Annotated in this window: 20 protein-coding genes and 1 pseudogene; 12 read left to right on the top strand and 9 right to left on the bottom strand. The window is 68.6% G+C overall.

Annotated features, from left to right (window positions below):
- Positions 1 to 83 precede the first annotated feature (83 nt).
- From BJ999_RS16625 to BJ999_RS16595, 7 genes are all read left to right on the top strand, one after another.
- Complete coding sequence (locus BJ999_RS16625) at positions 84 to 1,442, top strand: ferredoxin reductase family protein (protein WP_179834135.1); 1,359 nt, start codon at positions 84 to 86, stop codon at positions 1,440 to 1,442.
- A 14-nt stretch (positions 1,443 to 1,456) separates the two neighbouring features.
- Positions 1,457 to 1,897, top strand: a complete 441-nt coding sequence (locus BJ999_RS16620; protein ID WP_179834134.1) for an FMN-binding protein — start codon at positions 1,457 to 1,459, stop codon at positions 1,895 to 1,897.
- Positions 1,890 to 2,663, top strand: coding sequence for an FAD:protein FMN transferase (locus tag BJ999_RS16615; RefSeq protein ID WP_229810453.1), 774 nt, complete (start codon positions 1,890 to 1,892; stop codon positions 2,661 to 2,663). Before BJ999_RS16620 ends, BJ999_RS16615 begins: the two co-directional genes overlap by 8 nt.
- A gap of 139 nt (positions 2,664 to 2,802) precedes the next feature.
- Positions 2,803 to 3,027: a hypothetical protein gene (locus BJ999_RS16610; RefSeq protein WP_179834133.1), complete on the top strand. Its 225-nt coding sequence runs from the start codon at positions 2,803 to 2,805 to the stop codon at positions 3,025 to 3,027.
- 460 nt (positions 3,028 to 3,487) lie between these two features.
- Positions 3,488 to 4,336, top strand: coding sequence for a glycoside hydrolase family 26 protein (locus BJ999_RS16605; protein ID WP_179834132.1), 849 nt, complete (start codon positions 3,488 to 3,490; stop codon positions 4,334 to 4,336).
- 282 nt (positions 4,337 to 4,618) lie between these two features.
- Positions 4,619 to 5,752: a fatty acid desaturase family protein gene (locus BJ999_RS16600; RefSeq protein ID WP_229810454.1), complete on the top strand. Its 1,134-nt coding sequence runs from the start codon at positions 4,619 to 4,621 to the stop codon at positions 5,750 to 5,752.
- A 45-nt stretch (positions 5,753 to 5,797) separates the two neighbouring features.
- Positions 5,798 to 6,115 (top strand): UBP-type zinc finger domain-containing protein, encoded by a 318-nt coding sequence (locus BJ999_RS16595; protein WP_179834131.1) that lies wholly within the window; start codon positions 5,798 to 5,800, stop codon positions 6,113 to 6,115.
- 267 nt (positions 6,116 to 6,382) lie between these two features.
- Here the strand turns inward: BJ999_RS16595 and BJ999_RS16590 are convergent.
- Positions 6,383 to 7,906: pseudogene (locus tag BJ999_RS16590) on the bottom strand (IS1634 family transposase).
- Positions 7,907 to 8,034: 128 nt separating this feature from the next.
- On the opposite strand from BJ999_RS16590, the gene BJ999_RS16585 reads away from it, so the two are divergent.
- A complete protein-coding gene (locus BJ999_RS16585; RefSeq protein WP_053731577.1) occupies positions 8,035 to 8,391 on the top strand; it encodes a VOC family protein in 357 nt (118 codons plus the stop codon).
- A gap of 3 nt (positions 8,392 to 8,394) precedes the next feature.
- Here BJ999_RS16585 and BJ999_RS41295 read toward each other — a convergent pair whose 3' ends face one another.
- From BJ999_RS41295 to vanH, 5 genes are all read right to left on the bottom strand, one after another.
- Positions 8,395 to 8,583: an alpha/beta fold hydrolase gene (locus BJ999_RS41295; protein WP_207709950.1), complete on the bottom strand. Its 189-nt coding sequence runs from the start codon at positions 8,581 to 8,583 to the stop codon at positions 8,395 to 8,397.
- Between the two features lie 24 nt (positions 8,584 to 8,607).
- Complete coding sequence (locus tag BJ999_RS16580) at positions 8,608 to 9,228, bottom strand: alpha/beta fold hydrolase (RefSeq protein ID WP_218935090.1); 621 nt, start codon at positions 9,226 to 9,228, stop codon at positions 8,608 to 8,610.
- Positions 9,229 to 9,757: 529 nt separating this feature from the next.
- A complete protein-coding gene (gene vanX / locus BJ999_RS16570) occupies positions 9,758 to 10,390 on the bottom strand; it encodes a D-Ala-D-Ala dipeptidase VanX (protein ID WP_179834130.1) in 633 nt (210 codons plus the stop codon).
- A gap of 14 nt (positions 10,391 to 10,404) precedes the next feature.
- On the bottom strand, positions 10,405 to 11,451 hold the full coding sequence (gene vanA / locus BJ999_RS16565) for a D-alanine--(R)-lactate ligase (protein WP_179834129.1): 1,047 nt from the start codon (positions 11,449 to 11,451) through the stop codon (positions 10,405 to 10,407).
- Positions 11,444 to 12,421, bottom strand: a complete 978-nt coding sequence (vanH, locus tag BJ999_RS16560; RefSeq protein WP_179834128.1) for a D-lactate dehydrogenase VanH — start codon at positions 12,419 to 12,421, stop codon at positions 11,444 to 11,446. The genes vanA and vanH overlap by 8 nt, the downstream gene beginning before the upstream one ends.
- Between vanH and murF the strand changes: the two genes are divergently transcribed.
- The 4 genes from murF (at position 12,420) to BJ999_RS16535 (ending at position 17,197) form a co-directional block, all read left to right on the top strand.
- Positions 12,420 to 14,297, top strand: coding sequence for a UDP-N-acetylmuramoyl-tripeptide--D-alanyl-D-alanine ligase (gene murF / locus BJ999_RS42965; RefSeq protein ID WP_218935089.1), 1,878 nt, complete (start codon positions 12,420 to 12,422; stop codon positions 14,295 to 14,297). The genes vanH and murF overlap by 2 nt on opposite strands.
- Before the next feature lie 55 nt (positions 14,298 to 14,352).
- The gene (locus tag BJ999_RS16545; protein WP_218935088.1) at positions 14,353 to 15,384 is read left to right on the top strand and encodes a sensor histidine kinase; all 1,032 of its coding nucleotides are present in this window, start codon (positions 14,353 to 14,355) and stop codon (positions 15,382 to 15,384) included.
- A 114-nt stretch (positions 15,385 to 15,498) separates the two neighbouring features.
- On the top strand, positions 15,499 to 16,692 hold the full coding sequence (locus BJ999_RS16540; protein ID WP_179834126.1) for a UDP-N-acetylglucosamine--N-acetylmuramyl-(pentapeptide) pyrophosphoryl-undecaprenol N-acetylglucosamine transferase: 1,194 nt from the start codon (positions 15,499 to 15,501) through the stop codon (positions 16,690 to 16,692).
- Between the two features lie 298 nt (positions 16,693 to 16,990).
- The gene (locus BJ999_RS16535) at positions 16,991 to 17,197 is read left to right on the top strand and encodes a hypothetical protein (RefSeq protein ID WP_179834125.1); all 207 of its coding nucleotides are present in this window, start codon (positions 16,991 to 16,993) and stop codon (positions 17,195 to 17,197) included.
- 4 nt (positions 17,198 to 17,201) lie between these two features.
- On the opposite strand, the gene BJ999_RS16530 is transcribed toward BJ999_RS16535, so the two are convergent.
- The 3 genes from BJ999_RS16530 to BJ999_RS16520 all read right to left on the bottom strand — a co-directional run bounded on the left by BJ999_RS16530 (position 17,202) and on the right by BJ999_RS16520 (position 19,072).
- Positions 17,202 to 17,672, bottom strand: coding sequence for a Crp/Fnr family transcriptional regulator (locus BJ999_RS16530; RefSeq protein ID WP_229810471.1), 471 nt, complete (start codon positions 17,670 to 17,672; stop codon positions 17,202 to 17,204).
- Positions 17,673 to 17,716: 44 nt separating this feature from the next.
- Complete coding sequence (locus BJ999_RS16525; RefSeq protein WP_179834123.1) at positions 17,717 to 18,562, bottom strand: universal stress protein; 846 nt, start codon at positions 18,560 to 18,562, stop codon at positions 17,717 to 17,719.
- A 96-nt stretch (positions 18,563 to 18,658) separates the two neighbouring features.
- Complete coding sequence (locus BJ999_RS16520) at positions 18,659 to 19,072, bottom strand: OsmC family protein (RefSeq protein ID WP_179834122.1); 414 nt, start codon at positions 19,070 to 19,072, stop codon at positions 18,659 to 18,661.
- Between the last annotated feature and the right edge of the window lie 154 nt (positions 19,073 to 19,226).

Here is a 19,226-nt window from a genome sequence, read left to right as displayed (position 1 = left end):
CTTCCCTCTGAAAAGGCTCTGAGAGGCGCCTTCTCCCATGCTGTCAGAGGGAACTCAGAAACTGCGCTGGCAGGGTGGCCGCCATGACGACGACCAGGTATGACATCATGCGGCCGTCCCCGCAGGTCAGGCGGCCGTCGTGGCGCCTCCCACACGGGTGGCCGCAGGTGCTGGTCCACGCCGGGGCGGTGGCGGTGCTGGCGCTGTGGTGGCGGAGCACCGGCCCGGTCACCGGCCTGGACGGCTGGCTGACGGAGGCGGGGCGCGTCACCGGGCTGCTGGCGGGATACGGGTGCGCCGTCCTGCTGGCCCTGATGGCCCGCGTGCCGGCGCTCGAACGGGGCGTGGGCACCGACCGGCTGGCCCGCTGGCACGCGATGGGCGGCCGGTACACCGTCTGCCTCGTGCTGGCGCACGCCCTCCTGATCATCTGGGGGTACGCGGTGACGGCCCGTACCGACATCGTCCACGAGACGGCGACGGTGGTCGTCGACTACCCCGAGATGCTCAGGGGCACGGCCGGGTTCCTGCTCCTCCTCGGCGTCGGGATCACCTCCGCCAGGGCGGCCCGGCGGCGGCTGAGCTACGTGACGTGGCACTACCTGCACTTCGCCACCTACCTGGCCGTCTTCCTGGCGTTCTCGCACCAGCTCGCCAACGGCGCCCAGTTCGCCGGATCGCCCTGGGCGAAGGCGGCCTGGTACACCCTGTACATCGGCGTCGCCGTCGTCCTCGCCTGGTTCCGGTTCCTGATGCCCGCCGTGCGCGGGATCCGGCACGGCCTGCGTGTCACCGCCGTCCACGCCGAGGCGCCCGGGATCGTCTCGGTCTACATGAGCGGCCGCCACCTGGACGAACTGCGCGCCGAACCGGGCCAGTTCTTCCGCTGGAGGTTCCTCGCCCCGGGCCTGCGGTGGACGGCCAATCCCTACTCGCTGTCCGAGCCGCCCCGCGGGCACCGGCTCCGGATCACCGTCAAGGCCGCCGGGGGCCACAGCCGGGCGCTGGCCCGGCTCCGCCCCGGGACGCGGGTCTGGGCGGAGGGGCCCTACGGCGGGTTCACCGGGGCGCGGCCGGACCACGACCGGGCCCTGCTGATCGCCGGCGGCGTCGGCATCACCCCGCTGCGGACGCTGTTCGAGACCCTGCCCGGCGACGTGACCCTCGTCTATCTCGCCCGCCGGCCCGAAGATCTGGCCCTGCGCGGCGAACTGGACGAGATCGCCCGCCTCCGCGGCGCCCGCGCCCACTACTTCGTCGACGAGCCGTCCCACTACTCCCTGTCGCTGGACGGCCGTGCGCTCGGCGGCCTCGTCCCCGACATCCGGCACCGGGACGTCTACCTGTGCGGGCCGCCCGGCATGATGGCCGCCGCCCGGCGCGCGCTCAGGCAGGCCGGCGTGCGACGCCGCCACGTCCGATCCGAATCCTTCGAGTTCTGAGAGGACCGGACCACATGCGCCGAGCCCTGTTCACAACGAGCGCGACGATCGCGGGGGTCGTGCTGCTGCTGTCGTTGAAACCGCACCAGCAGGAGGACTCCGCCACGCCGCCGCCCACCGCGGGCGGCGCGACGAGCAGGGGGACGAGCAGCGGCACGAGCGGCGGAGCGAACCCGGCGAACGGGACCTACCGGGGACAGAGCGTCGACACCCGCTACGGCCCGGTCCAGGTCGAGATCACGATGTCGGGCGGGCGCCTCAGCGCCGTCCGCGTCCTTCGCTCCCCGTCGGAGAACGGCCGCGACCGCGAGATCGCGTCCTTCGCCCTCCCGCAGCTCACCGAGGAGGCCCTCGCGGCGGGCGACGCACACATCGACGCCGTCTCCGGCGCCACCTACACCAGCGAGGGTTACATCACCTCCCTGCAAAGCGCCCTGGACCGTGCCCGTGGCTGAGGGGATCCGCCACGTCGAGCACGTGATGGGGACGGCGTTCTCCTTCGACATCCGCACGCCGCGCTCGCCGTCCGTCACCGCGGCCCTCGCGCGGGCCGTCGCCTGGCTGCACCACGTCGACCGCGTCTTCTCCCCCTACCGCCCCGACAGCCAGGTCACGCGCCTGGCGGACGGCCGCGTCGGGGTCGGCGGATGCGATCCCGAGGTCGCGGAGGTCCTGCGCCTCGGCGCGGAGTTCGAACGGATCACCGGCGGCGCGTTCACCTGCGAACCGGGGGGCCGGCTCGACCCCAGCGGCGTGGTCAAGGGCTGGGCGATCGAGCGGGCCTCGACAATCCTCCACGACGCCGGCGCGCACGACCACTGCGTGAACGGCGGCGGCGACGTGCAGGCGCGCGGCGAGGCCGGGCCCGGAGACCCGTGGCGGATCGGCATCGCCGACCCCCGCGACCGGAGCGGGCTCATCGCCGCCGTCTCCGGTCGCGACATCGCCGTCGCCACCTCGGGCACCGCCGAGCGCGGCCGGCACATCCTCGACCCCCGCACCGGCCGTCCCGCCACGGGCCTCGCCTCCGTCACGCTGGTCGGGCGCCACCTCACCGAGGTCGACGCGCTCGCCACCGCGGCCTTCGCCATGGGCGGCGCGGCCCGCGCCTGGGCGGAGGCCCGCCCAGGGATCGAGGCGTTCGGCGTGACATCCGGGGGCCGCCCGTGGTGGACGCCCGGCTTCGAGGACATCGCCCTGCTTCCTTGCGATCTGGCGTGAGGGTCGCGGTCGGGACGAAAGGACCGTCGCCGTCGAGGCGGGGACGAAGGTCCCTACGGTCGAGCGGGCACGCGATCGACGCTGGAGTCGGCACCGTGGCCGCCACCGGGGCGGCTCGCCGAGCTTAAGGAGCTTCGCGATGGCGAGGCAGATCTCCCATGGTTCGTCCGCCCTGGCTCTGGAGCACCGCGTCGCGGTGCTGGAGCGGCAGGTGGCCGCGCTCGCCGAAGCGGCCCGGCTGCTGGCCGCCGCCGTGGAGGACGCTCCCCTGGACACCCCCGACCACGACGAACCGGCGCCGACGGCAAAGCGGGCGCATGAACTGCTCCTGCTCCCACCGCTCACGCCCGCCGCCGGGCACTGACCCCCGATCTGAGGCTCTCGCAGACCGCCGGTGGTCATGGCGAGGGAATTCACGGGCGACACGGTAGAACAACACGCGGTGGCCCTGGTTCAGACGCCGTGAATAGGTGCCCAAATTGTCTTCTCTGCACCTTTTGGGCCACGAAACGAATACCTACGAGTCGATCAGAAGGCGGCGATCCACAGGGCGCGTTTCTCGCGGCGAGGAATACAACCGACACATCCCCCTGACCCGGCGGATCAGAATACTTCCGGCGCGACTTCTAGTTCAGCCCGAAGGTTCCTGCGAGCCTTACCGGACAGGGTTACTGGGTCGGTCAGGCGCGGCGGCTAAGGATGAAACACGTGAAGCTGGAGTACATCTAGCAGCGTCGGTTGTCCGTCCGCCAGCGCCGTCGGTGTGATCGCTTCCGGCATACCCAAGGGCAGTGCGCCCTACAGACAAAGGCGGAGGCGATCCCGTGACGAAAAACCGGAATGCGATCCTGTGGGGGGCCTGCCCGCAGAACCTGTCCGGCTCCGACTTCGCCGCGAAAGACGCCGCGTACGGGCCGCTGACCATCCGCCGCTCCTACGAGCCCGCCGCTGCAGGCATGCCCACGTCCTGGGCGGCGTGCAACGCCGGTGTGGACGTCGGGAAGCGGGCCAGCTGCTGGAGCGGAAAACCCTCGATCACCGCGATGGCCGGCCGAAGCCTGGACGCCCAGACGCTGAGGTTCCTCCGGTCCATCCCCAAGAGCCATGTCGCGTTCGTGTCGATCTGGCACGAGGGCGACGGAAAGATCCGCAACGGCGCCTTCCGCCTCGCGACGTACACGGCGGCCTTGAAACGCTTCTGCCAACTGGTACGTCAGGTGCAGTCGGAGGGCTGGACGCACCTGTACACGATCCAGATCCTCACCACCTGGTCAGGGACCTCACCCAAGGCCGGCAGCACCTATGCCGACACCTGGCCGGGCGGCGGGCTTGTGGACGTCCTCGGCGTGGACGGCTACTCCCACGTCGGCAGCGGCCCCACCCTGTGGGGACCGGCCGTGAGGTTCGCCCGCTCCAAGAACATCCCATGGGCGGTCCCGGAGATCGGCTACGGCAGAACCGGCACACGAAACGTGAACTGGATGAAAGACCAGGTCGCCTACCTGACCACGACGGCGGCCGGCGGCGAGCACACGAGGTGCGCATTCGCATGCTGGTTCGACACCACCGGGCCCATCTCGACCCCCACCCCCGGGAAAGTGCCGGCCTGGACCGCCGCGGCCAAGACCGCCTCGCGGAACTATCACAGCGATCACACCGACTTCGTACTCTGACAGGAATATGAGTGGCTATTCCGCTGCTCGGGGGCGCTGCCAATTGATCTGCTTGTTCAGGCTGTCTCCAGTGTCACCTCGACCATTGGAGCTTTAATGGATCGGCATGACCACTACCAGCGGTTATCACCCCCACTGATCGCGCCTGCTCGTATCGCTCCTTACGGTCGGCTGGAAGCCGGGCTCAACTGGGAGTAGGCGCTCCCCAAGCGCCCGATCGCGATCGGTTCGCGTTCGCGTTCGCCCCGTCCCCGGTCAGAGAACCCCTTGGAGCGACAGGCCATGACCACGCGCATGCCTGCAGGCGACACATACGGCGGCACACCCAACCACAGCGACGAACCCGACCACAGCGACGCGCCCAGCCGAGACGACGCCGGCCGGGCCCGCCGGGGCAGCGACTACGCGGTGCTGTCCCGCGAGGTGAAACGCGCCGGGCTGCTCGCCCGGCGTCCCGGCTACTACGGGATGAAGATCGCGACGAACCTGCTGCTGCTCGCCGCCGGATGGGCGGCCTTCGCGCTGATCGGCCCGTCCTGGTGGCAGCTTCTGGTGGCGGCGTTCCTGGCTGCCGTGTTCACCCAGACCGCGTTCCTCGGCCATGATGCGGGCCACCAGCAGATCTCAGATTCCAAGCGGGTCAACGACCTGCTCGGACGGTTGCACGGCAATCTGCTCGTCGGCCTCGGCTACGGATGGTGGGTCGCCAAGCACAACCGGCACCACGCCCACCCGAACCAGGTCGACCGCGATCCCGACATCGGCACCGGCGCGATCACCTTCACCCGCGAGAGCGCTCGGGCCCGGCGCGGCGCCGGTGCCTGGCTGGCCCGGCACCAGGCATGGCTGTTCTTCCCGATGCTGCTCCTGGAAGGGCTTCACCTGCACCTCGCGGGGGTCCGCTCCCTGTTCGGCCGTGGCCCGGCATCGCACGCGACCACCTCCGGGAGGTCCCGGTCGGTTGAGGGCGGCCTGTTGCTCGCTCACGCGGGCGGGTACCTCACCGCCCTGTTCTGGGTGCTTTCCCCCGCTCAGGCCGCAGGTTTCCTCCTCCTGCAGCAAGGGCTCTTCGGGCTCTATCTGGGCTGCTCCTTCGCTCCCAACCACAAGGGCATGCCGATCTTCGCAAAGGACCACAGGTCCGACTTCCTGCGCCGCCAGGTCCTGACCGCCCGCAACATCCGCGGCGGCCCGCTCACCGACTTCGCGCTCGGCGGACTGAACTACCAGATCGAGCACCACCTCTTCCCGTCCATGCCGCGCCCCAATCTTCCCCGCGCCCAAGCCCTCGTGCGCGCCTTCTGCACCCGCCATGACATCGCCTACTACGAGACGACCCTCACCAACTCCTACGCCCAGGTCTTGCGGCACCTGCACGCCGTCGGCGGCCCCCTACGCCCGGAATCGGAGTACTGATCCAGAAGCCAACGCGTCGCGGCCCCGAAGAGAGGGAGACATTTCATGGACAACGACATGAGGGTCGCCGCCATGGCCTCGCGTGTGCCCACCAGCCCGAACGGCTCGGCACCGCACTGCGAGCACGTGGACGGGTTGACGCCCGTCACTCCACGATCACGCGGCTGCCCGGCGTGCGGGGAACACGGGGGCGGGTGGGAGGCTCTCCGGATCTGCCTGATCTGCGGCTGGGTGGCCTGCTCCGACGACTCGCCGCGCCAGCACGCACAAGCGCACTACCAGGAGACCGACCATCCGGTCACCGCGGCAATGGGTCCGGAACCCACCTGGCGATGGTGCTACGTCCACGAACGCAAGGTCTGACAAATCCGTCCACACCACTTTCACCGGTCGGCGACCCGCCGAGCCGAGCCGCTCAGGATCCTGGGAACCCAACTGCCCGATCAGGCCCTGATCCACCCGCCCCGGACCGCCGCCCTTCACAGGCCACCGCGGCGTCCGCCTGAATTCGGTGGCCAGGGTGCGATTGAGGCTTTCGGTATGGCCGTTGGCAAGGGGCAGCGGGGCCGGGTGGACTTCTGTCGGGCGCCGAGTTGGGTGCAGGCCTGCTGGAACCTGACTTGGCTCAAATTAGTGCGCACCGCGGTCGTGGATGCGGGTGAGGGCATCGCGGAGGTCGTCGGGTAGCGGGTCGACGGCGGTGAGGGTGTGCTCGCCGGCCTGGATGTTGATGGTGCGGTAGCGGCGGGTGGTGCGCACGAACTTCTTGATCGACCAGCCGGTGGTCTGCTCGATCCACCTGCTGACGGCCAGGGCGGCGAACACGACCGTCAGGTGTGCGTCGATCGACTCGCGCTTGTGGTGGTAGATCGGCCGCGCACGTAGGTCGTGTTTAGACGTTCGGAACGACTTCTCGATGTGGAACAGTCGGTGGTAGGCGTCGATCACGAACTCGGCGGTGACGTCCGGGAGGTTGGTGACGTAGCCTTTGAGGCCGGCAAGGGCGCGTGCCTTGGCTTCCAGGGTCCGGTTGACACTCTTGGTGGCGCCGGTGAGCTGGATGAACCGGTTGCGTTTGACCGCGGTCTTGCCGGCGACGGCCTGCTCGGCCTTGGCGACCTGTTCGTCGATGCCGTGCAGGGTGCGCCGAGCCCGGTCCGCCCGGTACTGGTATTAGATGATCTGGTCGCGGCGCTGGTCCTTGGGGCCGGCAGGCCAGGGCTGGGTGAAGATGTGCCCGTCGGGGATCTGCTCATCCGGGTGCTCGTGGCGCCACGCCTGGACCACGTACGGCACGTCGGGTATCCGCGCGCCGAGGATGAACGACAACCCCGCGGCCTCGATGGCCTGCTGGTTGGCCGCAGAGATCATGCCAGCGTCGGCCACGACCGTGACATCAGCCAGCTGGTGGGCATCCATGAACGCACGGATGGTCGGCAGCATCGTAGTGGTCTCGCCCCGGTTGCCCTCGAACGCGTTAGCCATCAACGGAAACCCGCTTGCGTCGGTGAGCAGCCCGATCGTGATCTGCGGCTCCAGGCGGCGTTCTTTGGAGAACCCGGGCTCACGGAACCCGTCCCCGGCATCGGTCTCGAAGTACAAGGTGGACACATCGTAGAGAACCAGTGACGCCGGCCCCAGATCAGCGGTGCGGGCGCACGCCGCGGCCAACTTCTGCCGCCAGGACTCTTTCGCGAACGCGGGCAGACGCCGCTTGAGGGTCGCGTACGCCGGCGGGTCGAAACCTGCCTCCTCGACCACCCGCAGACTGTCCAGCTTGCTGGTCGGCTCGACGATCCGTGCCAGCACCAGTAATCGGAACACCTCGTCACCACCAGCGGCCTCCTCGAACCCCAACAGCTGGTAGGCGTGGCCGAGCGCGTCCCACAGGTACCCCATCCGCGACGACGTGATCGCAAGCGGCCCACCACCAGCACCACTGCCGGCCTGCAACGCCGCGAAGTCCGGGCCAAAGTCGAGCTCGGGCTGCCCCACAGCCAGACGCTGCCTCGCCACCGCCTTGAGCGCCTCCAACGCCGCATCGTCATGCGCCGAGCCGATGTGCTCGATGTCCCGCGACCCGCGACGCGAGGAGTGCACGATCTGCACCGCCCTGGCCCCCGACGCCGTCTTCACCGTGCGCACATACGCCACGAGAGACAGCCTAGAACCGGCCGCTTAGTGCGCAGATTTTCGCCGTTCACACGACGAAACCGCAGCTCAACAGCCAGCACCCTACCCAAGATCAGCGATCTTGAGCCAAAGTCAGGTAAGGTGACGGAATGGTCATGCGGGTGGCGGTTCCCGTGCTGCCGTGCCGAGATGTGCAGGCAGCGCGGTCGTACTTTACGGACGTGCTCGGATTCGACACCATATTCACCTGGGAGACCCCACCTAGCTACGCGGCCGTGATCCGCGACACCGCTGAGTTCCACCTGTACGCCGAAAGCAGCGTCGGCCCGGCCAGGGTGACGGTTGTCGTCGACGACGTCGATTCCTGCCACGACGAGCTGCGCGCCCGCGGCGCCGACATCGTCGAGCCACTGGCTGACCGGCCCTACGGGATGCGCGACTTCAACGTACGGACACCCGATGGGCACTTGTTGATCTTTAGCCAGCCGCTTACCGAGTACGGGTGACCATCAGCGGACCAGCCGGAAGAATGACCGGACCTCGTCGACGAACAACGCCGGCTGCTCGAACGCCGCGAAGTGGCCGCCCTTGCCGGGCTCGTTCCAGTACCGGATGTTCGGGAACCGGCGCTCCGCCCACCGCCGAGACGGGCGCTGCAGCTCCTTGGGGAAGACCGAACAGCCGGTGGGTACGGTCACCGGCGCGCCGGCCGACCCGGAGATCTATCCGTTGACCTGCCGGAGGCTTTCCCAGTACAGCCGGGCGGATGAGGCACCGGTGCCGGGCAGCCAGTAGAGCATCAGGTTGTCGAGCAGCTCATCCCGGGTAATAACCCGATGCAGGTCGCCACCGGAGTCGGTCCACGACCAGAACTTCTCGACGATCCAGGCGCAGAGGGCGGCCGGCGAGTCGACCAGCCCGTAGCCGACCGTCTGCGGCCGGGTCGACTGCTGCGCCGAGTATCCGGAGCCCCATTCGTCCGCCTCCCGCAGTGTCGCGAGCGCCGCCCGCTCGGCACCGGTGAGGTCGTCCAACGTGGCCGGATCGGGCGGTGCGAGCGGCGGCATGAGATGGATGCCGACGACCCGATCGGGTTGCCGTTGACCGATGCTCGTGGCGATGCTGGTGCCCCAGTCGCTGCCCTGGGCGCCGAACCGCCGGTAGCCGAGCCGGGCCATCAGCTCGCACCACGCGTCGGATATCCGCTCGATCCCCCACCCCGGCGCGGCCGGCTTGTCGCTGAAGCCGTAACCGGGAAGCGATGGGCAGACCCCTAGAACCGGCCGCTTAGTGCGCAGATTTTCGCCGTTCACACGACGAAACCGCAGCTCAACAGCCAGCACCCTACCCAAGATCAGCGATCTTGAGCCAAGTCAGGGCGGGGCCGGGTGGACTTCTGTCGGGCGCCGAGTTGGGTGCAGGCCTGCTGGAAGGCGGCCGGGACGCGGTACTTCTCGGCCGGCGAACGTGGGCGGGGCTCAAGTCGAGTTAGGCATCCGGTTGATCGGCGCCCTACAGCAGCAACTCACAGCGGACCCAAGCCCGCCGCTCCTGGCTCGAGTACTACAACACCACATGCCCCCACTCGGCCCTGGGCGGCAAGCCACCCATCACCCGACTGTCACCACCAGCCGGGAGGAGGCTGAAGGACGTGAGCTTTGCCTACCGCCGGGCGGGCCATGGACCGTGGAACAGGTCCTGGCACTGCCCGAGGACCTGAGCAAGCGCGTCGAACTCGTCGGGCCCAACTGAGAGATCTTCATCAACGCGATGCCGCTGATCTTCCTGCCGCTCATCTCCAGCGCGTTCGTTCCGGCTCCAGAGACGGCGCACTCCGACAGCGCGTCGGGGTACGCCGTCCTTTCGGCGTGCTCACCCACGTGAGCGGGAGGTGATGGGGAAATCGAAATAGGTGTCCGGATACGGTTCGTCGGCCAGCGTGTAATGCCACCACTCGCAGTCGTATGCGGTGAAACCGCAGGCCTCCATGAGGGCACGGAGGTGCTGGCGGTTTCTCGCTTCGGCTTGCGTGATCCCTTGTGCTCCATGGTGGGAGAGGGGATCCATCAGGTCATGACCACCGCCCATGGGGACGATCTCCTGGGAAGCGAGGTCGTAGAGCGTGAGGTCGACGGTGCTGCCCCGGCTGTGACCCGACTTGGCGGCGACGTATCCCCGCTCGAACATCTCGGCCCGGCTGATGTTCGGATAGTGCCGTCTCTTCGTGAGGCCGTCTTCCGGCTGCTCTGACCAGCGCACGAAGCAGTCGACGGCGCGCTGCGGGCGGTAACCGTCCCAGAGAAGCAGGCCGAAGCCCTGGGTCTCGGCCTTCTCACGCGCGCGTTCCAGGGCTTCGCACAGCGCCCTCGTACCGACGATCCGATTGGCCAGATACCCGTCCACGGGCTTGCCGGTGAAGTTGTCCCAGGTGGCGTACTTGGCGTCCCAGCGAATTCCGGATGTTCCAGATGGAAGCTCATCGATAAAGACGAAGTCGTCCTTCATGGCTCTTTCCACATTCACCGGCTCTTCCCCGTCAAGGCCAAGGACAGGACCCGGTCGAGGACTTCACCGAGCGGCATTCCTGCGGCCGCCATCATCCGCGGATAACGGCTGTACGACGTCATGCCGGGGAAGGTGTTCACCTCGTTGAGGACCACTGCTCCGTCCTCCGTGAGGAACATGTCCACCCGTGCGAGACCGCTGCACCCCAGGGCGCGATATACAGCCTTGGCCGTTTCCTGGACGAGCAGGCGCGATTCCGCCGGGATGTCGGCGGGAACGATCGCCGTCGAGTTGTCGGAACCGGTCTCCGGTGCGTCCTCCTGATGGATCCGGAAGAATCCGTGGGAGAGCGCGATCCGGTCCACCTCGCCCGCCGTCAGGTCGAGTTCGTTGCCCAGGATGGCGCATCCGATCTCGCTGCCGACGACGGCCTCCTCGATCAGCACCTTCGCGTCGTACCGTCGTGCGGTCTCCACCGCGCTCTGCAGTTCTTCTGGCCGGGACACCTTGGTGACTCCGAAGGACGAGCCCGAACGCGCCGGCTTAACGAACACCGGATAGGTGAACTGCGCGGGGTCGATGTTCTGGGCGGCCGCGACGGTCCAGAAATTCGGCGTGGCGATTCCCGCGCTTCTGGACACGATGTAGGCGAGGGATTTGTCCATGCACAGTGCGGAACTCTGTACATCACAGCCCGCGTAGGGGATGCCGGAGAGATCAAGGAGCCCTTGCATCGCACCGTCCTCGCCGCACTTGCCGTGCAGCACGGGCAGCACGACGTCGAGGGGGATGATCTCGTACCGCTCCTGCCCCTGTTGCTGGACGAGCAGTCCGTGCACGGTGCTGTCCGGTGACAGTGCAGCGGGACGGGAGTCGCCGTTCTCCCACTCCGCGTCGGGGCCGTCGCAGAGCTTCCAGGCGCCGCCCTTCGTGATACCGATGTAGAACGGTTCGTACTTCTCTGCGTCGAGATTCCGGGCGATCTGTTGTGCGGACTTGATGGAAATGGGGTGCTCTTCGGAGCGTCCGCCGAATATGATTCCGACCTTCAGCTTATCCATGCTGGTTCTCGCCTTCGAATTTCAGACAGTTGGCGATGGAATTCTCGACCGTGTCACGCAGGGCGTGGTCCGTGTAATAGGCGGTGTGTGGGCTGATGAGCACGTTCGGCAGCTCTTGCAGCCGCAGCAGCGACTTGCTTTCCATGGGCCTGGTGCGACAGTCGGCGTAGAAGATTCCTTCTTCACCCTCGACGACATCCAATGCCGCGCCGCCGAGCCTGCCGCTTTCCAGTGCCGATACCAGGGCCCCGGTGTCGACGAGCTCCCCACGTCCGGTATTGATGATCAGTGCGCCCTGTTTCATCTGCTCGATACGCTGCCGGTTCAGCAGATGATATGTATCCGGGGTGAGCGGTGTGTGGAGCGTGACCATGTCGCTCTGATGCAGCAACTCCTCGACAGAGACGTATTCGGCAGGGGTCTTGGGGCGATTGTCGTGGGCGAGTATCCGGCAGCCGAAGCCCCGCAGCCTGTCCACCACCGCGGCGCCAATGCTGCCTGTGCCGATCACACCAACGGTCAGATCGCGCAGTTCCTTGCCGCGCACTTCGTTCAGCCGGTAATCATGCGCTTCCACACGCCGGACGATGGATTTCGCGTCGCGCACCGCCATCAGCATCAGCATCAGCGTGAAATCGGCCACGCTGTCCGGCGAGTAGCTGACGTTTCCCACGCTGATGCCGACGTTGCCCGCGTATTCCACATCGATGTGGTTGCACCCGATGCTCCGCGTAGAGATGTACATCACGCCGGCTTGGCCAAGCGCAAGAAGAGTGCCGTTTGTGATGTGAGTCTTGTGGCCGACGCTGATGCATCGGCTTCCGGATGCCAGCGCGCTATTGGCTTCGGAGGCCGGTGCGTCTGTGATGATCAGTGTTACGCCGAAGCGAGGTGCCAGCTCTCGGAACAAGACGGCCTCATCTGGGCCGCACCCATAGATGGTGATTCGAGGCGGTTCCCTGTAGGTCATGCCTGCAGTCAAGACGACATGGTGTTGCCGAAACGTATGCGTTTCTCGATATGCCGGCGATACGCTGCGGCGCCTTGACTGGGGGCATGACCTACAGGGAAACAGCATGATCCCCCTCAGCCTCGCCGAGATCGCCAAGGTCGTCGGCGGCAGGGTCGCGGGAGACGACTCCGTGACAGTGACCGCGCCGGCCGTGCTCGACGGCCGGCAGGCAGAGCCGGGCGGCCTCTTTGTCGCCTTCACCGGCGAGCACGTCGACGGCCATGACTACGCCGGCCAGGCAGGCCGGGCCGGCGCGGTGGCCGTGCTCGGCTCCCGGCCCACGCCGCTGCCCACCCTCGTCGTCGAGGACCCCCAGGCCGGCCTGCAGGCGCTCGCCACCCACGTCGTGGCCCGGCTGCGCGACGGGCTGACCGTTGTCGGACTGACCGGCTCCCAGGGCAAGACCAGCACCAAGGACCTGCTGGAAGCCGTGCTTTCGAGTACGGCGCCGACGATCGCCACGATCGGCTCGCTCAACAACGAACTCGGCGTGCCGCTCACCATGTTGCGCGCCGACGCGGCCACCCGGTTCCTCGTCCTTGAGATGGGAGCCCGCCACATCGGCGACATTGCCGAGCTCACCGGCTTGGTCGCGCCCGACATCGCCATCGTCCTCAACGTCGGCCAGGCCCACCTCGGCGAGTTCGGGTCGCGCGCGGCCATCGCCAGGGCCAAGGGCGAACTGGTGCAGGGGCTGGTGCCCGGCGGCACCGCCGTCCTCAACGGCGACGATCCCCGGGTGGTCGCGATGCGCTCGCTTACCGAGGGTCCGGTGCTGACCTTCGGCCGGGCGGACCGCGCCGACGTGCGGGCGCTCGGCCTGGCCCTGGACCGGCTCGGCCGGCCGTCCTTCACGCTGCGGACCACCGACGCCTCGGCTTCCGTCGCACTGCCGCTCGTGGGCGCCCACCAAGCGCTCAACGCGTCGGCCGCCGCGGCGGCGGGGCTGGTGGCCGGTGTCCCCCTCGATGTGGCCGCGGCGGCGGTGGCCACCGCTTCGCTGTCGAAATGGCGCATGGAGCTGCGCGAACTCGCCGGTGGGGCGATGCTGCTCAACGACTCCTACAACGCCAACCCCGACTCGAACCGCGCCGCCCTGGACGCGCTCGCGGCGATCGGGGGTGGGCGCCGCATTGCCGTCCTCGGGGAGATGCTCGAGCTGGGTGAAGCCAGCGAGGCCGAGCACCGGGCCGTCGGTGAGTACGCCGCCGCCCGGGCCGACGTGGTGGTCGCGGTCGGCGAGGCCGCCCGGCCGATCGCCGACGGCGCGAGAACACGGGCGGTGGTGCCGGCCGATAAGGACGCGGCCGCCGATATCACCGGTGGCGGCGACACCACTCTGGAACTGCTGAACATCAACACCTACGACATCGCTGTCATCGACCGCGACATCCCCGGCCCTCCCGGCGACGAGATCGCCAAACGGCTCGTCCCCTCCGGCAGCGGCATGCCGATCCTCATACTCACCGCCGCCGACCGTCTCGACGACGGGGCCCCCGGGTTCGAAGTCGGGCTGACGACCACCTCACGCAGCCCTTCGAGTTGCAGGAGTTCGTGCTCGGTCTCAGAGCACTCGACCGCAGACGTCCACACACCAGGCCACCCCTGCGAGAGATCTCAGGCCTGCGCCTGGATCCGTTCCGCCGCGAGGTCTGCCGAGACGACCCCTACGTCGCACTCGCCTGGAAACAGATCGCCGTCCTCGAAGTCCTCGTCGCCGCCGAAGGCGGTGTCGTCAGCGCCGAAGAAATCCTGGTACTCGCGTGGGATGAGAACGCAGACCCATTCCCCAACGCCGTACGCGTCACCGCACGTGGGGGCGGATCGTGGATAGGCAGCCCGGGCTGAGCGTTCGACTCAGACTCACCCTCAGCTACGCCGGATTCCTCATGCTGGCCGGCGGTCTACTGCTCGCCGCCATGGGAGTATTCCTCCTACGACAGGGGTGGCTGCAAACCAACACCGAGGGGGCATGGACGGCAACTCCGGGCACCGACTTCGTGCGCGGTTTCGCCCCAATGGCAGCCGCAGTAATGGTATTTCTCCTGGTATTCGGGCTCCTGGGAGGTTGGTTTCTCGCCGGCCGCATGCTCGCCCCGCTGAACTGCATCACCGACGCCACCCGCACGGCCGCGACCGGATCACTCTCCCATCGCATCCAGCTGCCGGGCCGCCAGGACGAGTTCCGTGAACTCGCCGACGCCTTCGACACCATGCTCGCCCGGCTCGAAACACACGTCGCCGAACAGCAGAGATTCGCAGCCAACGCCTCGCACGAACTGCGCACCCCACTCGCGATCTCGAAGGCACTTCTCGACGTGGCCCACAACGATCCGACACACGACTCCGGCAGGCTCGTCAACCGTCTTCGCGCCGTCAACACTCGCGCGATCGACCTCACTGAAGCGCTGCTCCTGCTCAGCCGCGTCGACCAGAGGTCCTTCGCCCAAGCACCCGTCGACCTGTCTCTGCTCGTAGAGGAGGCCGCCGAGACACTCCTCCCGCTCGCCGAGAAGCACGGTGTCATCATTGAGACCTCCGGCGACATCGCCCCGGCTTACGGCTCGCAGGCGCTCCTGCTGCAGCTGACGACGAACCTCGTGCACAACGCGATCGTGCACAACCTGCCCGAGCAGGGCACCGTGTGGGTCACGACCAGCGCCGGCCCCAAGACCGCGGTCCTCACCGTCGAGAACACCGGCGAGAAGCTCTCCCCACATTTGGTCCCGACACTCACCGAACCGTTTCAGCGCGGCACCGGACGCATTCGCGGCGACCACGCGGGTGTCGGCCTCGGCCTGGCCATCGTCAAGACCATTACTCAGGCACACGACGCGACACTCACCCTCACCCCGCGCCCCGCCGGCGGGATCCGCATCACTGTGGAACTACCGGTGGCAGCCCCGCACACGGACAGGTAGCGAGTCAGGGATTTGATCCGAGGATATCGAATCTATTCGGACGCTCCGGAAGCCTTCTCCGGACACCCTGCACGACCAACATTGACACCGCACCGCACCGCCGAAGCAGATGGGATGCTCGTGACCAGCGACATCAACCGTGCCCCGAACACCCCGTTCCGCCTGATCGTGACTGGTGGTGGGACGGGCGGCCACACCTACCCGGCACTCACCGCGATCCGCGCGCTGCGCGAGCGACTCGCCGGTGAGGGGCGCGCTTTGGAGGTGTTGTGGATCGGTACGGCGGAAGGTTTGGAAGCGCGGGTCGCCCCGGCCGAGGGAATCCCGTTCACCACCGTGGCCACCGGCAAGATCCGTCGCTCGTCGAATCCGCTGAAGCTGCTCGGACCGGCCAACGTCAAGGACATGGCGCGCGTGCCGCTCGGGGTCGCCCAAGCCCGATCGAAGATCGCCGAGTTCGCCCCGGACGTCGTCCTGGCCACGGGCGGGTACGTCGCCGTCCCGGCCGGTCTGGCGGCCCGGCTATGTCGTCGGCCGCTCGTGCTGCACGAGCAGACCGTGCGTCTGGGACTGGCGAACCGCAAGCTCGCCGGGGCGGCAACACGGATCGCGGTGTCTTCGGAGTCGACGCTGGAGCTGCTGCCAAGTCAGGTACGCGCGGCCGCCGTGGTCACGGGCAACCCGGTGCGGCCGGAGATTCTCAACGGCAACGCGGACAAGGCCGTCACCGCCTTGGGCCTGAGCGGTTTCGACCGAGGTCTCCCAACCCTGTACGTCACGGGCGGCGCACAGGGCGCACAGCAGATCAACACTCTGGTGGCCCGGGCGCTGCCGTGGCTGCTGGAGCGGGCCAATGTCATCCATCAGTGCGGGCCGGGCCATGTGGAGCAATTGGCCTCCCTCACAGTGCAGTTGCCGCGTCAGGCGCAGGCCCGCTACTACCGGACGGGGTATATAGGCGGCGAGCTGCCGGACGTGCTCGCCCTGGCCGACGTCGTCGTCTCGCGCAGCGGGGCAGGCACGCTCGCGGAGTTGACCGCGCTGGGAAAAGCCGCGGTGTTCCTTCCACTCGCCTCCTCGGCAGGCGACGAGCAGACCCACAATGCCCAGCATTTGGAGGAGGCGGGCGCAGCCGTCACGCTGACCGGCGAGGTGAGTGCGGACAGGTTGCGGCAGGCGCTCGGCCCGCTGCTCACAGACCCGATCCGGCGCGCGGACATGGAGGAGGCCGCCCGCGCGCACGGCCGGCCTGATGCGGCGCAACGGCTCGTTGACGTGTTGCTGGACGCCACGCGTTCTGCCCCATAGGGAGGACGAACGCCTGGCCCGACTCGAAGCCATCGAGCGGATCACACCACAAGCAGCCCGCCGATCGACTCACACAGCGACGAGCCGGACCTATTCCCCACGGAGCTTGGTCATGCCATCGACGTCGGAGGTCAGCATGACTACCGGGCGCTACTGACGCGGTGCGAACGCGGCCAGGGAAGCGTCGATCGCGTACATACGACCGACCAGCCCGGCGTTCATCTATGCCCGGACCGGCGGGTCGGTCAAGACCGAACAGGACCCCCTGGATCGCTCGCCGGTCAGCCGGATGGCCCCGATGATCGCCGCGATCGAGCATCTGGAGAAGGCCGTGCTGGGCGCCGTCTGGACCGAAGGGGTCGTGCTGCGCTACGGGGGCGTTCTACGGATCCGGCACGTCCATGGCACCAGGCTCAGCGCAGCTCAAGGCGCTCTTCCCGCGATCGCCCGCGCCCTCGGCCCGCCCCGCGTCCGGGCCGCCGAGCAGGACGTCCGCACAGTGTGAGGGGTCACACCGCCCGGTCGAGGGTTTCGGGGGCGGCCTCGGCGAGCCGGGTCTGGGTCGCCTCCAGGCGGCCCACGACCTGCTCGGCGAAGCGGCGCGTCAGCTCGTACCCGAGCGACGGGTCGACCGCGCTCAGCGTCCGGACCAGCCGGCCGTCGAACTCGATGGCCTGGACGGGCGTGCTCGCGAACGCGCCGAACCGCCAGCGGTGCGGACGGAACAGCCATGACCAGCCCACCACCGATCCGGGCCCGAAGGTGTCGATGACGAGCGTCCCGCCCTCGGGGACGTGCAGATCGACGGCCACGCTCCCGTCGAGGAGGAGCCAGAACCGCTCCGCCGCGGCGGACTCCGCGAACATGCGCCGTCCCGCGGGGATGTCGGTGTGCCGGGCCGCCTTCGCGAGCCTGGTCAGGTCCAGGCTCCGCATACCGTCGAAGAACGGCTCTCCGGCCAGATCGGCCGCGGTCACCATGCTCACTTGGCTCGCCTACCTTCGGTGTTCTTCGCCGCCCGGCGTCATCCGAACCACTGCGGGACGATCGTGACCGTGCAGGGCGCGTGCTTGAGCAGCGCGTCGCTCGTCGCGCCGAGCGTCAGAGGCCTGACGGCGCCGGTGCCTCGCGCGCCCACCACCGTCAGCGTCGCCTCCTCCGCCGCCTCCAGCAGGGCCTCACGGGGCGATCTGAGCACCAGCGACGTCGTCGCCTGGACGAAGGGGTTCTTGACCAGCCAGGGCGCGACCGCCCGTTCCAGCACCGCTCCGCACACGTGGCGGAGCTTGTCCTCATCGTCGAACAGCGACAGGTCGCCATCGGGGACGGCGCCGGGCTCCCAGCACCCGTACACCGCGCGCAGCCGCCAGCCGCGCAGCACCGCCTCCTCGAATCCGAACGCCAGCGCGGCGTCCGCCCCCGGGGAACCGTCCACGCCCACGACCACCAGACCGTCGCGCGGGGCGGCCGAGCGCACGACCGCCACGGGGCGGTCGGCCCGGGCCGGCACCCGCAGCGCCGTGGACCCGACGTGCATCTCCTCCGGCGGGTGCGAGCCGATGACGATCAGCTCGGCGTCCGGCCCCTCGTTCAGCAGCGCCCCGGAGGGGCCCCCGGTGGCCAGCCGCCTGCGCACCTTCAGAGCGGGAGCCAGGTCATGCGCCAGCGCCACACCGTGGTCGAGCATGTGCTCCGCCATCCGGCGGACGATGGTCACGCCCTCGCGGTCGATGTGACCGACCGGGTACGGCCACCGCCAGGCATGGCACACCGTCAGCGGCACCCGCCGGAGCCGGGCCTCCTCCACCGCCCAGCGCAGAGCACGCTCGCTCTCGCTCGTTCCGTCGTATCCGACGACCACGTGGCTCATGACGCACTCCTCATCGGTCCGCCTTCATTGCACCGCCCGCCGCGCCCCCTCCCCAGGGCCGAACGACCCTCGGCGACGGGACCTCCGGCGCCCCGCTCAGGCGGCCGTGAGCTCGCTCTCCAGGCGCACGCCGATGCGCGGGGTGTCGAGGATCGAGTTGTGGACGGTGCAGGCCATGACGGCCGCCATCAGGCCTCCCACGTCCCGGTCGGGCAGCCGGACGGGAGGCCGCAGGCGCAGCTCCACGTGCGACACCCGGGCGGGGCCCTCCGGGCTCATCGCGTACTCGACGGCGACCTCCAGCCCGTTCGCGGGCAGGCAGCGCGCCTTCAGGTAGCGCCGGGCGTGGTGCGCGGTGCACGCGGCCAGGGACGCCACGAACAACTCGACCGGCGTCGGCCCGGCGTCCATTCCTCCCCCCATGTACGGCTGGTCCACGTGGATCACGTGGTCGCGGACGATCACCGCGAAGGCGTCGTCCTCCCGGTGGACGACCAGCATCTCGCTCATCGGTGCCACCTCCTCTGCTGGCGGTTCCTCGCTTGGCCCCAGTTTCGATTTCGGGAGTCTCCGCAGGTAGAGCCGAAGGTCCTGCCGGAAGTCCCGGGGCCAGGTGAGGTACCTCACGCACAGGCGGATACCCCCTGGGGTATGTTGGGCGCCG

Origin of the sequence: Actinomadura citrea (genome assembly GCF_013409045.1) — a bacterium.
GTDB lineage: Bacteria > Actinomycetota > Actinomycetes > Streptosporangiales > Streptosporangiaceae > Spirillospora > Spirillospora citrea.
The sequence above is the reverse complement of the archived record's forward strand: the minus strand, read 5'-3'. Positions and strand labels throughout refer to the sequence as shown.

Excerpts from the sequence above, each read along its gene's own strand:
- BJ999_RS16625 (WP_179834135.1), top strand. The coding sequence starts at position 84 with ATGACGACGACCAGGTATGACATCATGCGGCCGTCCCCGCAGGTCAGG.
- BJ999_RS16620 (WP_179834134.1), top strand. The coding sequence starts at position 1,457 with ATGCGCCGAGCCCTGTTCACAACGAGCGCGACGATCGCGGGGGTCGTG.
- BJ999_RS16610 (WP_179834133.1), top strand. The coding sequence starts at position 2,803 with ATGGCGAGGCAGATCTCCCATGGTTCGTCCGCCCTGGCTCTGGAGCAC.
- BJ999_RS16600 (WP_229810454.1), top strand. The coding sequence starts at position 4,619 with ATGACCACGCGCATGCCTGCAGGCGACACATACGGCGGCACACCCAAC.
- BJ999_RS16595 (WP_179834131.1), top strand. The coding sequence starts at position 5,798 with ATGGACAACGACATGAGGGTCGCCGCCATGGCCTCGCGTGTGCCCACC.
- BJ999_RS16585 (WP_053731577.1), top strand. The coding sequence starts at position 8,035 with ATGGTCATGCGGGTGGCGGTTCCCGTGCTGCCGTGCCGAGATGTGCAG.
- vanX (WP_179834130.1), bottom strand. The coding sequence starts at position 10,390 with ATGAAGGACGACTTCGTCTTTATCGATGAGCTTCCATCTGGAACATCC.
- vanA (WP_179834129.1), bottom strand. The coding sequence starts at position 11,451 with ATGGATAAGCTGAAGGTCGGAATCATATTCGGCGGACGCTCCGAAGAG.
- murF (WP_218935089.1), top strand. The coding sequence starts at position 12,420 with ATGCCTGCAGTCAAGACGACATGGTGTTGCCGAAACGTATGCGTTTCT.
- vanH (WP_179834128.1), bottom strand. The coding sequence starts at position 12,421 with ATGACCTACAGGGAACCGCCTCGAATCACCATCTATGGGTGCGGCCCA.
- BJ999_RS16545 (WP_218935088.1), top strand. The coding sequence starts at position 14,353 with ATGCTGGCCGGCGGTCTACTGCTCGCCGCCATGGGAGTATTCCTCCTA.
- BJ999_RS16540 (WP_179834126.1), top strand. The coding sequence starts at position 15,499 with ATGCTCGTGACCAGCGACATCAACCGTGCCCCGAACACCCCGTTCCGC.
- BJ999_RS16535 (WP_179834125.1), top strand. The coding sequence starts at position 16,991 with ATGATCGCCGCGATCGAGCATCTGGAGAAGGCCGTGCTGGGCGCCGTC.
- BJ999_RS16530 (WP_229810471.1), bottom strand. The coding sequence starts at position 17,672 with ATGGTGACCGCGGCCGATCTGGCCGGAGAGCCGTTCTTCGACGGTATG.
- BJ999_RS16525 (WP_179834123.1), bottom strand. The coding sequence starts at position 18,562 with ATGAGCCACGTGGTCGTCGGATACGACGGAACGAGCGAGAGCGAGCGT.
- BJ999_RS16520 (WP_179834122.1), bottom strand. The coding sequence starts at position 19,072 with ATGAGCGAGATGCTGGTCGTCCACCGGGAGGACGACGCCTTCGCGGTG.